This is a genomic window from Pseudomonas sp. TWI929, assembly GCF_039673335.1.
Classification (GTDB): domain Bacteria; phylum Pseudomonadota; class Gammaproteobacteria; order Pseudomonadales; family Pseudomonadaceae; genus Aquipseudomonas.
In genome coordinates this window covers 1-12,489 of the sequence record NZ_JBDJLK010000004.1, presented here as the reverse complement: position 1 = coordinate 12,489, position 12,489 = coordinate 1, and the positions used below count along the sequence as shown (strand labels likewise).

The following is a 12,489-nucleotide window of genomic DNA, read 5'->3' as shown; positions in this document are numbered from 1 at the left end:
TCCCCCACCACTGGGTGTAATCCCCCATTAGTAGCCGTTTCGACAAGAATGAGCTTCGATCCGCCCCCCTTCCGGACCCGCTTTCAAACAATAAAAACGCAGGATCGAACTGCACTATTGCAGCATGAAATACTGGCAATCCTCAGTAATCGTCGAACTACCTGCGCCGCTCTAACGCGGCGGAAATCATTACCAAACCAGTGACCACCCAAACTCATTTCGACGCAAGTAATTTGCTGGCGATATCGCTTCTACAACTTTGCCGAGCATTAAACAGGCACGATCGTTGCTGATGCCGATTCAGACCTTTTCTGACCGAGCTGCACCACCCAGCGTGCGTCATTTACAGAGGACTGAATCATGCACAACAGATTGACCCTACTGGCACGTTCGATCCTGCTTGCGTCGTTGAGTGGCGGCTCGGCGCAGGCAGGCCTCTACGCCGTAGACCCGGGTATCCCAGGAGAGCGCCCATACCCTCTCGATAGCGGGAACAAGACGGGTTACGCCGCGTGGTATCAGGACACCCATGGCCGGGCCCTGGACCTGTGCCTGAGCAAGGCCGTCAGTTCGCGCACGGCACCCACGCCCGGGGCGCCGGCATACATGTGCGTCCTCAACCCCGCACCTGGGGAGTTTGATGACACCCAACCCATCGTCTTCCCTACCAACTATCCAGATGAAACCTTCTGGTACGCCGCCGACGGCGCCATTACCGACGCCGCCAGGGGCATCGACATGACCTACGTCGCGGCCATCGAAGCCGCGTTCAACGGCGAGGTCGCTGACGGTCACCAACTGAGCTTCGCCCGTATTCGCATTCGGGTGGATGTGCCCGTAGCCGGCGTCTACACCGTCACCCACCCCTATGGCGTCGACGTGTTCAACGTCACACCGGAAGAGTTCGCCGACACCGGTGGCACCCGGGCAATCAACATGACCCGCGATATCGGCATCGGCCCAGCCGGCGATTATTACGGCGCGCTGAAGGGAGACATCGGGCCGTTCCTGCGCAGCCTCAATGGCCCTTATACCGAGACCAACCCGGAAACCGGCCAGCAGGAGAGCTACATCGGCGACCCGAATTTGCAGGAGCAGGTGACTGGCAGCCCCTTCAATACCAACTACCTGCGTATCCAGGGCCCCAACGGCATCGATGTTCGCAGCGATACATTCTCCATTTCCGGCAAGCTCAGCGCCGTGGATCTACCGGCCCCTGCCTTGGTCAAGCGTGCCACCTACTCGCGGGGAACCACGGTCGCAGGTGTGGTCGCGCATCAGGATGTCTTCACCATGGCCCCTCCGCCTCCCGGTACGGCCAACTTCCTGGACAGCGCGGGCACTGGCGTGACCATGACCGAAGCCGATTCGACCGGAAGCTGGTATGGCCAGTCGATCGTCAACCCGTCGCTGCCGGCGACCCTGCAAGTGACTGTCGACAACCATCTGGCAATCCCGACCCTCCATCCGCCAACCACCGTGCCTGTGCAACTGACCGACCTGGTCACCATCCGCCGCGCCGAATACAGCCGCAGCTCCGGTCGACTGACCATCGAGGCCTCGACTAGCGACCGTATCACGCCGCCAAAACTGACCGCCTACGCCGGCAGGAGTGGCGCACTGATCGGTGAACTCGCCGGCGGCGCCGACCAGTCCCTGGCACCTAACGCCGGCACCGTCCCGCCGGCGACCATCCGGGTGACTTCGGCGAACGGCGGCAGCGATACAGAAGAAGTGGTCATCGTCCAGTGACCCATCCGAATTCGGATCAAGTGCCAGGAGGTAACATGAACAAGTGGCCACGCTTCATATTCAACACACTGAGCCTGTCCATCGCCATGGTGGGTGGTGCCAACGCGGCGCTGCAGGGTTTCGACCCGGGGCCCTATACCCTCGCCACCGGCCGATTCCCCATGTGGTATCAGGATTTCAACAATGTAAAGCTGGAGCTCTGCCTGTCCAAGACCGTCAGCTCCCGCGCGCCGGGCAACGCAGCTGCACCCGGCTACATGTGCACCATTCCCGCGGAGGGCGGCTTCAACCCCGCCGAGCCCATCATCTTCCCCAACAACTGGCCAGGTGAAAGCTTCTGGTTCACCGCTGACGGCAGCGTCGGCGACAGAACCTTCGGCATCGAGCAGTACGTTGCTGCACTGGAAGCGGTGGCCGGCGAAGGCGAGATTATCGATGGGGAACAGCACAACTTCGCCCGCATCCGTATCCGCGCCGCAGTTCCCACCGCAGGTATGTACACCGTGCGCCACCCGTACGGAACCAAAGTGTACGTCGTTGCTACGCCAGGGCGGCGAGCGATCAACGATACCAGCGACATCGGCATCGCCACGCTCAACTTCTCGGGGGCCTTGCAGGGAGCCATCGGGCCGTTCCTGTATAGCGCGTCTGCCCCCAATAGCCTGACCAATGAAGCCGGCACGGAAATCGCCCGCTTCTTCACCGAGACCAACCCGGAAACCGGCCTGCAGGAGAAGTTCGTCGGCGACCCGAACATCGCTGACCAGGTGCGCGGTAGCCCGGTGCTTGATGCCGAGGGCAACCCGCAGAACTACCTGGAGATCTCCGGCCCTGCGGGCACACTGCGCACCAATCTGTTCACTGTTTCCGGCAAGATCTACGACGACCGCACGCAAACACCGGTAGAAGTGGAGCGCATCACCTACCAGCGTGACAGCAACGGCTCGCAGGTCGAAATATTTGCCGACTCGTTCCGTACCAACAGCAGTACCCAGGCAGTGACGCCAGCTGCATCGACAGTGTGCTACCGCACCACCCTCACCCTTACCGGCACACCACCAGGACCGTGCCTGCCCAACGCGAATCTGCTGACGGACAACAACGGCTACTTCTACACCACCTTCGCCACACCCGCCGCGCCGCCATCGGTGGTGGTGCTGACAGCCAGCGAACTGGGTGGCGAGACCAAACCCACCTCGGTATCACGCACGCCCGTCGATGTGGTGAAAGTCAGTACGGCTCAATACGACCCGGCCAATCACCGCCTGACCATCACCGCAAGCTCCAGCGACAAGGTCCTTAACCCTGGCCTCGTCGCCCAGGGATACGGCCCTCTGCCAGCTGACGGAACGCTGGTGGTCAATGACCTGACCCAGCCACCGGAAAGCGTTACGGTCAAGTCGGCTGCCGGCGGAGCGGACAGCGAACCGGTGACCGTCGCCGGCATCGCCGATGCTGCTCCCGAAAACGAGAAGCCCCTGGCCGTGGCGGATACCGTCAGCACCAATGCAGGTGTACCAATCACCATCAACGTCTTGGCCAATGACAGCGATCCCGACAACAACACGCCGCTGACCATCGGCAGCTTCGTACCGCCGGCGGCAGGCCAGGGTACGGTGGTGCTCAATGGCAGCACCAGCCTGACCTATACACCACCGGCCACCGATGTGCCGCTGCAGGCAACCTTCAGCTACGTCGCCAGGGACAACAAAGGCCTCGACTCTGAGCCGGCAACGGTCACGGTCAACGTGAGCCCGAACCCGGTGCCTGTCGCCAACAACGACACTGCAGCCAGCCAAGGCGGAACGCTGACACTCAATGTGTTGCTCAACGACTCCGGCAGCACGCCCTTGACCGTCGTCATCCTGTCCCAACCGGCGGCTGGCCAGGGCAGTGTCACTACCGACGGCAGCGTGGTGACCTACACCGCACCGCAGAATGTCACCAGTGCCTTTGCCACCACCTTCACCTACCAGGTCCGGGATGCGTTCGGAACACTCTCGGCACCGGCCACCGTCACCGTGCAGGTCACACCCCTGGTAACACAGGAGACCTTGGCAGTGACCAGCGCCGTGGCACGGGCGCGCGCCAACGACCGCTTCACCTGGGACCTGTCCGGCACCTCCTCGGCTGTGGTCGGCAATACCATCACCGTGCAAGTGACAACCGCCAATGGGCTGGTCACGTTGGGCACCGCTACAGTCCCGATCACCGGCCGCTGGCGGTTCTCGACCACCACCACGACCGTGGTACCGAGCGCTGCCCCAACGGTCACGATCCGATCCTCGCTTGGAACCGTGCGCACAGTACCGCTGGTGGTCCAGTAGCAAGTCGCCCCGCCTCCTTGAATCGGGAGGCGGGGCTCAGCGCCTGGGTGCAGATTCGAAAGCAAGCAGTTACGTCAGCCATGGCTTTGTGTTGTCAGTGCAGGCCTCATCGGCGGCAAGCCAGCCCCCACAGGAACATCACCAGCTTTCAGGCCTGCACCAAACTGTGGGAGCCGCGCTTGCCGGCGATGGGCCGCAAAGCGGCCCCAACATTCAGGCGCCTCCATGGGTCGAAAGCCGTCACTCGTGAACAGCCACTTTCGACCCATAGCTGTCCCTCACCGCAGAAATCAAACGACCTTAAGTAGATCCGCAAACCACGCAGTCACACATCTCACTCCAGCGTGAGTGCTGCGTTCAGACTGGTTCACGGGCCAGCTCATTGCGTGTTCACCACCGTTACATGCGTCAATGCAAAAAATAGATTCTGGCGAGAGTCCACCTAGAGCGTGCAAGATCAATCATTCTTCATGCCATCGGGGTGCACTCATGCACAAGGAAACGCCCGTAGTGCTCATCAACGGCCTTATCGGCTGCCTTGATCACTGCTCCCTGCATAAAAGCCTGTGTCCTCTTCCGGTCGTCGTGCCTGACCTTCTCGGATATGGGCATCTGAGTATTGTTACGCCAAGCTGCGTGGACATCCCCTCTCAGATCGAGCACCTCCACCGAGAGATCAGCGAGTGCGCGCCAGCTGGACGAGTACACCTGGTCGGGCACTCAGTGGGTGGGGTTGTAGCAATGCTCTATGCGAGGCGTTATCTGGATGAGGTAGCCAGCATCACAAGCGTGGAGGGCAATTTTTCTCTGAAAGATGCGTTCTGGTCTTCGAGTGTGGCGAGAATGTCTGCGCTAGAAGCAGAGGCTCTGCTAGGAGGATTTCGTGCAAACCCGAGAGCTTGGATGGAGCGCGCAGGGATTGCTTTTAGCCAGCAACGCCTTGAGGTCGCTGCGACCTGGTTGGCTCATCAACCCTCAGGCACGCTGCAAGCCATGGCCCGATCAGTATTGATCGAGACCGGAGGTGATCACTACCGCGATGCATTGAAGACGGTATTTTCTTCTATCCCTGTGCATTTGTTAGCCGGCGAGCGCTCCCGAGCTGAATGGGATGTGCCTGACTGGGCGATAGCACAGTCGGCCGGCATGACGATCATGCGTGAGGTGGGCCATCTGATGATGCTTGAGCAGCCACAGGCATTTGCACAGGAGATTGCCCAGATACTCGATCAGGTCTGATTGGGTTCGTGCACCACTGCCCGGAAACTCAGTCAACTGAAATGCGGCCATCGGGCATAAACGTTCGCAATGGGTCGGATGGCGACGGTCATACCTCGACCGTCGCCATACGTTTTCAAATCTCCGTCTGCTCTGCCAGTTCCAATGCGTCATCGACATCAATACCTAGGTATCGCACCGTGCTTTCAAGCTTCGTATGGCCGAGCAGGAGCTGAACTGCTCTCAGGTTCTTTGTCCTGCGATAGATCAGCGAAGCCTTCGTACGTCTCATCCTATGGGTGCCGTACATAGCTGGATCAAGGCCAATAGCTTCTATCCACGCTTTGACGATTCGGGCGTACTGCCGGGTGGAGAGGTGCGCTGAGGCGTGTAGCCGGCTTGGAAAAAGGCAATCCTCGCTACGGAGATGGGCTTGATGTATCCAGGCGTTTAGGGCCAGCCGCGTTTGCTCTGTCATCTCAAACTGCACGGGCCGCCGGGTTTTCTGTTGCATTACGATTGCTCGCGATGAAACGTGCTCCCCATGAGCAACGTCGCGTACGCGAAGCTTGGTCAGATCGCAGGCTCGTAGCTTGCTGTCGATGGCCAGATCGAAAAGAGCTAGATCACGAATTTTCTCCGCGATTTGAAGCCTTACCCGAATGGCCCAGATATCTTTCAGTCGGAGCGGAGCTTTTTGCCCGACCAATTTTCCTTTGTTCCAAGGACGATGGCTGCTGGTCGAATTAGGATTCATGGTTTGTCCTCCGTTTGAGGGAGGACAAGCATGGTCAGCTCGACCCGGAGGCGCTAACCGACCCTTAGCTGCCAGTCGTGCCTGAGGTGATCTTTGTGGGAGCGGGTTTACCTGCTAACACGGGCGTAGACAGTGCCATCCTAGCCATACCTTCTAGGGGTCGCTTCATGATCGGCCCTACGTGAATGAGCAAGGCAAGCGCACAAATGCGCACAGCCGTTTTCTCTCAGCATGCAACCTCCGCCGCGGTCTAAGCTTAATCAGACATCTTCCGGGGCCCTGCCGCGCATAACCGGCAGCGGGCCGATGAACATCTGCTTCAGGCGTTCACGTCCGATGACACGCGCAAGCTCTGCGATGACGCAATACATGAAGATCAGGGTAATCAGCAGGATCTGAATCGCCCAAAAGCGCGGCCAGTTCATCGACGACCATAACAAGGCGTTGGCGTCGACAAACCCTGGCGCCTCCTTCCAGTAATCATACAGTCGCTCCAGGTAGTGAACGATCAGTGCGACCAAGGCATACATGGCGGTTTTCCAGGCGACATTCCAGATCAGCGGCTTGTCGGGAAAGCGGTTGATGAAGGGCAACATGTCGGCAACGAGTACTGACTTGCCTAGCACCATGGAGGCGATAAGCACTGATGCCGAAACCGGCAGCTCGACCCCTGAGCCCTTTATCATGAGGGTACGAATCAGCGCCACGATGTGAAGGATCACGAAGAAAAATAGGGTCGGGGGAAGCACCTTCAGAAATTCATGTTTGATCTTCAGCATCACGGGTTTCATTGCAGCCTCCTTTGGATAATCAAGCGCCTAGCAATGGCTACCAGACGTAGTGCAAGCGCAGCGTCCAAGTACTCACGTCCGGCGACTTCGGATGTTCCCGTACGATGTCCGAGTCGAGCACCAGCCCACCGGACTAGGGCTCAACATAAAACTATGCCTTCCAGCCAGGAGGACGTACTCCTGCCTGTGTCCTTCCCGTGCCCATGAAAGCGGAGAAGGGCACACTGCCGAATCCTGGCAGTGAGCCCAAACGGTCATTTTTTCAGTGACTGGAACGACTTGACCATGTCCCGCGCCCAACCATCCAGAACTGCTTTGGCATCCTTCGCCTGCATGACCTGGGAGGAGTTTTCAAGGTCGGTACCCGCGCCCTTGCGCACCACCTCAGCGACGACCTGGTTCGAGTTGCCGTCAATGAAGGCTGCTTCAGTTGCAACGCTGGTGTCTTGGTCGCGGATACCCGTGGCAGTGCTGATGCCGGCAGCGATCAGTGCAATCGGGATCACCTCGTACGGGCGCAGCCCCTTGGTGGACGCGCTGACTGCGGTAATGGCCGGGCGAACGATCAGCACATTCGGCCCTGGGCTGGTGGCCAAGGGCAATACTTTGGAGAATTCGTTCTTCAAAGCCTGATCGTAGTACTGGGTAATGCCCGTCAAGGTGTTCTGCGGGACCTTTTCAGTAGGTTGTGGTTTCGGATAGAACTGGCTCGGTTCTATGAAGACACTGCTATAGGCGCTGGCATTGATGCCGGGTTTGATCCAGCGCATGACCGCAGCGCCGCTGGGCGATTTCTCTTCCTTCAAGACGCTGTAGTCTTTGAGAAAACCGGAATACTGATCAGGCTCCACATACTTGCTGGCGCAGCCACCGAGCAGCAAGGATGACAGGCATACGGTTGCGGCAATCGACTTGAGTTTCATACGTTCTCCTTCTCTGATAGCAAATCCTGTACGTCGGTAATCATTCAGAACCGCCAGGTCGCACCACCGCCGACGATATGCAAGGCGCTGTTCTTGTAGGTGCCCGATAGCGTATTGCCCGAACGTGACTTGGTCTGATCGACGTCCATGTCACCCAGCCACACCAGGGTGTAGGCCAGGTGGAGGTCCAGGCCTTCCTCGACTTCATAGTTCACGCCGGTGGCCAGGCGCCAGGTTTCACCCATGGGGTTGTCCACGGTGCGGTCCTTGTCGTCGACGGCGGAGCTGTCATAACCCACCCCGACACTCCAGCGCACTTGCCGGGTGGCTTGATACATCGCGCCCATTGACGCATGCCAGGTGTCCTTGTACTTGCGATCCACCGTACGGCTGACGCCGCCGCCGTTGGCATCGACGTCAACCCCGACATCGCCGAAGTCGCTCCAGTCCTGCCAGCCCAGGCTGCCGAGCAGCTTCCACTGTTGGTTCAGGTCGTGGGCAATACTGGCCGTGACGGTTTGCGGCACGTTCAGGTCCAGTTCCAGCGAATCGACATCAAGGCGATTGAGCCCCGCGTTGATGATGGGGTTGGTGATGTTGCGAACATGCGGGCTGTCCTTGAATTCCAGCTTGACCTTGCTGGTGTAGGCGAGGCCGACAGTGGTGCTTGGGGAAAGCTGGTAAAGCAGGCCAAGATTGACGCCAGTGCCGACGTCGGTGTCCTTGTACTCCAGCTGCCCGTCCGGGCGATCGCGCAAGCCGAGCAGGTTGTTGTTGATCGCCATCTCGGTGCGGTAATAGCCCAGCATGATGCGCGGGCCAATGCCGAACGACAGGTCATCGGTGAACTTGTAAGCCAGGGTTGGCTGGAAGGACACGCCGATGATCGCCGCCTCTTGCGTGAAGTAGCGGCCGGCCCAGTCATCGTCGTAGTCCAGGGCTAGGCCGAAGTTGCCGTACATGCCAAAGCCGATCGCCGAGCGCTCGTCGATCTGATGACTGATGAACAGACTGGCACCGGGCAGGTACTGCAGCGCGTTGCCGCCTTCGTTGCCGTCGAACTGGTTGTTGGCATCCCGGGAGAATTTGATATCACCCAGGATGACCTGGGCGTTCGCGCTGATCTGTGTCCCTTTCAACTGGGTAAGGCCTGCGGGGTTGCTCATCAATACGCTGGGGTCTTTGGCCAATGCCGCAGAACCCGCGTTGGCCAGGCCGTTGCTTTCCTGGCCGGCTTCATAGATGAAAATGCCGCCGGCTGAAACTTGGGAGCTGGCCCACACCAGTGAGCAAGCCGTTAGCGGGAGTGACCACCGCCGGCCACAGCGCTGATAGACATTCATGCCGCTGCTCTCCATTGCGTGACGAGGTAATTTGCTTATGAGAAAAAGGGGCAGTACACCGACAAAGTCGATGCCCTGCCCGACGTCTAGATCATCAAGTTCTGCCCGCGATGACCTGTCAGAATGACGCAAGGCGTCAAGGAGCATTCATATCAACCGGCTGGGAGGGACCAAATCGCCTTACTGAATTTTTTTGATGACCGGAGGTTTCCAACTACCATCCAGGATCGCTTGCTCTCCCCAGTAAGCACGTATGTACAGGGAGATGTTTTCCTTAGGCGACGGCAGCCAGTTACTCTCCTTGTCTTTTCCTGGGGAACTGGGTCCAACATACAGAGTCAGCGACCCATCGGAATTTTTCTTCAAGTCTTTGTTTTTGGTGCCTAGGGAATAGCGCTTGAGTGGGTTTTCGCTGAACAGGTGATGTTGGTTATAAAGCGTGAGCGACCAGAAACCCTTAACTGGCGGTTCCTCGCCTTTGGCGAACGTGATGCTGTAGTTGTGAGCACCATTGAGCTGGGCCCCTGCGCCGTCAAAATCGGTGTAGAAGTATTGGGTTTCATTAGGGCGGTTCTCGAACATGTTCGACTTGGCCGTGGCGACTCGGTTGAAGTAGTCGTAGCCGAACTGCGCATTGTTTCGAGAACGGTTCCAGCCGTTGCCAGCCGGCGTGCCGTTATATTTCCACTGGAAGAAAGGTTGAATCAGCTGCTTTTCGCTCTCCACCGCCGTGTCCACTAGCAATTTCTTCACGGCCGGGTCCTTCTCAGCGGCATCCATCAGCGCGCGGAACTGCGCATACAGCGCCTCTTCGCCCGGTTGTGGAGGCACCGATTCAAGTACTTGCGGGAACTGATCGAAGAACTTCTCTGGTATGACCCAGCGGGTTTCACCTGAACTGGCTTTGTCGGCGTTTGGGTTGGGTATATCGGGTGTATTTTTCCAGTCGATGGTCTTCATCTTGCCGTCGAACTCGCTCAACGGATAAGCCACCACCTGGTTTAGCTTTTCCTGAATCGCGGAACGGTCCTCAGCGGTGTCATCCATGAAGATGCGCGGAATTGCGTTGTTCAAATTCGTCGGGCTGCGCACGACAGCCTCTACGCCTTCCGGCTTTTCACCTTTCCATTCTGGCCCCGCCAGCAAATAGAAACCGGGTTTGCTGCCATAGGCTTTGCCCAATTCGCCAAACTGATCAGTACGCTGATCATAGAGGGCATAAACCCAGAACCGATCACCGAAATCAGGTACTTGAATGACTACCGGTTCGTCGTTTAGCGAGAAAAAACCCAAGCCGTAAACCACATCCTGGTTCGGACAGGTCACGAACGTTTCAGACGACGTGATGTAGTCATGCAGCATACCGATCTGGCCGCGGGGAGCCACCGGCAGAATACCGCCGATTAACCCAGGGTGCGGGGCTTTGGTAATGGTATTGCTGCGGTTGAGCTGGTTGACCATCGGCCAGCCCCATAGGTATGCCTGGCGCGCGACAGCCTTGACGTAGTCCGGATGCATCAGCACCCCGCTGACGGGCTGGGTGATTCCTTGTGTCCCAGCTCGGGTGTGTTCGGCAGCTCGTGTTACAGCTGGAATAATGGCGGCCATGAGCATGGCGGCAGTCAGTGCGTTGATGACACGCTTCATATGCAACCTTCCTTAGATTTGTGGAAAAGGCTCCTCCGGATCACTTCATCTTGACTAAGTCATCCGGTTTCCAAGTCTGGTCGTAGAACGCATCACCAGTGCCATACAGTCGGACAGTGGCCAGGAAATTGCGCCCAGGGATGGTTTGGATAAAGGCATTGTCAGCCACATCCTTAGGCTTCTCTGGGCCGAACCAAATTTCAATCGAGCCATCGGCCTGCTTGGCAATGTCGTAGTAGCCATTGGTGGACGGCAGCAGTTGCTTGGTTTCCGGCATGGTGCCATCGGTTATGTTGTAGGCGGTCACTGCCCAGAACAGCCCAGCCGGCGGATTAGGTGGCAGGCGCATCTTGTAGGTATGGCCGCCCTCCAGGAAGTTGCCGTCCTTGTCACGTGCGGTGAACGGATACTTCGAGCCAGCCCCTGTACTGTGCATGACCATGGCCGGTGCTGATGAATAGGCGATCTGGAAGAAACTCGCCCGTTGATTGACGTCCAGATAGCTGTCCTGCATCCACTCGGCGGTGCCGCCAGCCCAAGTATTTTCATACTGGCGGTCTTTGTAGTAGAGGTTCCGCTTGTCGTCACGGCCTAGTTGCCGGAGTGCCATGATCATTCTCGGTGCGGTTTCCACCGCCTTCTTCAGCAACTCCTCCTGCTTGACAGTCGGTTTGAACGGCTCACCTTTGACAATACCGATCGACGCCAACACTCCACGCAACTCAGGCGTGATGGCCTCTACAGGTTCGTAGTCGACGAACTCTTTTAGCTTCGTCCAGTAGGTATTATCGGTGGGATACATCATGTTCAACGACTTGCCACTGGCATCTGGGAATTCCATGGGCTTAGCGTCTTTCTCGGTTGCCCACAGTGGATACACGCGGGTGCTTTCCGCGTTTTTCACAGCGGGCGCGGGGTCAGGTTTGCCTTCACCTTTGCCCATGATGGTGCGGAAGAACAGAAAGACGTTATAGGTCGGCGACTTGAACGTGTAATACCCGCTCGGCACATGGCCCTGGTAGTCCGGTGGCAGTAGCAGGTATAGGCCACCGCGTGCCCGATCAGGCCCCACGGCACCAACATCGGTAATGGTGCGCTGGAAGAAGTCGGTGAACATGCCGATGACATTGGCCGGTGCGTTGACTACGAGGGGACCGGTCTTTTTCAGGTCCAGATAACTCATCGAGTAGATGACGTCCGCGTTCGGTGTCGGTACCTGGGCGCGGGCATCCATGCGTTGCTTCCAGATCGGTAGCACGTTGTATCCGGAGCCGAACGCCTTTTCGGAACCGTCACGCAAACCAATAGTGTTAAGTGCGGGCAGCATGGTCATGTAGGCATGCACGGCACGTTGGTAATACAGCTCGTCGCGGAGGCTTTCGGCTTCTTTCGAATCGAGCCAGTTGCCATTGTTGATCTGCTTGACCAAGGGAGAGGCTGGAGCGGCTTCCTCCGCTTGCACATGCGGCAATAAAGACGTGAGGAGCAGTGCAGATGTCAGGGCCGCGTACTTGAAAACTGGAACCATCGCAAAAACTCCTTTTCCTGATGCGACCTGCTTCAAATGTTCGGAGCGAGTGAGGCAATGGAGCAAGCCGTTGATGTCGTATGGAGGCAACATGAACTGGCCTAATGATTTTGGACACCTTCATCGGGCGCTATGATGGCGCCCAATTGGAGGCAAAATTAGTGCGTAAATCTTACTCAAGAGAATACAAGGTCCAAGCTGCC

At 58.0% G+C, this 12,489-nt stretch carries 9 protein-coding genes; 3 read left to right on the top strand and 6 right to left on the bottom strand.

The genetic code is table 11. The features are described 5' to 3' along the window. Positions 1-360: 360 nt before the first annotated feature. From ABE456_RS03165 to ABE456_RS03155, 3 genes are all read left to right on the top strand, one after another. On the top strand, positions 361-1,752 hold the full coding sequence (locus tag ABE456_RS03165; protein WP_346642663.1) for a hypothetical protein: 1,392 nt from the start codon (positions 361-363) through the stop codon (positions 1,750-1,752). A 35-nt stretch (positions 1,753-1,787) separates the two neighbouring features. Continuing rightward, complete coding sequence (locus tag ABE456_RS03160) at positions 1,788-4,079, top strand: Ig-like domain-containing protein (protein WP_346642662.1); 2,292 nt, start codon at positions 1,788-1,790, stop codon at positions 4,077-4,079. A 489-nt stretch (positions 4,080-4,568) separates the two neighbouring features. Continuing rightward, positions 4,569-5,318, top strand: a complete 750-nt coding sequence (locus ABE456_RS03155) for an alpha/beta hydrolase (protein ID WP_346642661.1) — start codon at positions 4,569-4,571, stop codon at positions 5,316-5,318. Between the two features lie 115 nt (positions 5,319-5,433). Here ABE456_RS03155 and ABE456_RS03150 read toward each other — a convergent pair whose 3' ends face one another. The 6 genes from ABE456_RS03150 to ABE456_RS03125 form a co-directional block, all read right to left on the bottom strand. After that, complete coding sequence (locus tag ABE456_RS03150; RefSeq protein ID WP_346642660.1) at positions 5,434-6,054, bottom strand: tyrosine-type recombinase/integrase; 621 nt, start codon at positions 6,052-6,054, stop codon at positions 5,434-5,436. 260 nt (positions 6,055-6,314) lie between these two features. Continuing rightward, the gene (locus tag ABE456_RS03145) at positions 6,315-6,845 is read right to left on the bottom strand and encodes a hypothetical protein (RefSeq protein WP_346642659.1); all 531 of its coding nucleotides are present in this window, start codon (positions 6,843-6,845) and stop codon (positions 6,315-6,317) included. A gap of 254 nt (positions 6,846-7,099) precedes the next feature. Continuing rightward, on the bottom strand, positions 7,100-7,768 hold the full coding sequence (locus ABE456_RS03140) for a DUF3313 domain-containing protein (protein ID WP_346642658.1): 669 nt from the start codon (positions 7,766-7,768) through the stop codon (positions 7,100-7,102). 44 nt (positions 7,769-7,812) lie between these two features. Further along, on the bottom strand, positions 7,813-9,111 hold the full coding sequence (locus ABE456_RS03135) for an OmpP1/FadL family transporter (protein ID WP_346642657.1): 1,299 nt from the start codon (positions 9,109-9,111) through the stop codon (positions 7,813-7,815). A gap of 180 nt (positions 9,112-9,291) precedes the next feature. Further along, positions 9,292-10,758 carry a DUF1254 domain-containing protein gene (locus ABE456_RS03130; protein ID WP_346642656.1) on the bottom strand — a complete coding sequence of 489 codons (1,467 nt, stop codon included), beginning with the start codon at positions 10,756-10,758 and terminating at the stop codon, positions 9,292-9,294. A 40-nt stretch (positions 10,759-10,798) separates the two neighbouring features. Beyond that, entirely contained in the window at positions 10,799-12,286 is a 1,488-nt protein-coding gene (locus tag ABE456_RS03125; RefSeq protein ID WP_346642655.1) for a DUF1254 domain-containing protein, read from the bottom strand. Between the last annotated feature and the right edge of the window lie 203 nt (positions 12,287-12,489).

Coding starts and splice junctions, on each gene's coding strand:
- ABE456_RS03165 (WP_346642663.1), top strand. CDS start 361: ATGCACAACAGATTGACCCTACTGGCACGTTCGATCCTGCTTGCGTCG.
- ABE456_RS03160 (WP_346642662.1), top strand. CDS start 1,788: ATGAACAAGTGGCCACGCTTCATATTCAACACACTGAGCCTGTCCATC.
- ABE456_RS03155 (WP_346642661.1), top strand. CDS start 4,569: ATGCACAAGGAAACGCCCGTAGTGCTCATCAACGGCCTTATCGGCTGC.
- ABE456_RS03150 (WP_346642660.1), bottom strand. CDS start 6,054: ATGAATCCTAATTCGACCAGCAGCCATCGTCCTTGGAACAAAGGAAAA.
- ABE456_RS03145 (WP_346642659.1), bottom strand. CDS start 6,845: ATGAAACCCGTGATGCTGAAGATCAAACATGAATTTCTGAAGGTGCTT.
- ABE456_RS03140 (WP_346642658.1), bottom strand. CDS start 7,768: ATGAAACTCAAGTCGATTGCCGCAACCGTATGCCTGTCATCCTTGCTG.
- ABE456_RS03135 (WP_346642657.1), bottom strand. CDS start 9,111: ATGAATGTCTATCAGCGCTGTGGCCGGCGGTGGTCACTCCCGCTAACG.
- ABE456_RS03130 (WP_346642656.1), bottom strand. CDS start 10,758: ATGAAGCGTGTCATCAACGCACTGACTGCCGCCATGCTCATGGCCGCC.
- ABE456_RS03125 (WP_346642655.1), bottom strand. CDS start 12,286: ATGGTTCCAGTTTTCAAGTACGCGGCCCTGACATCTGCACTGCTCCTC.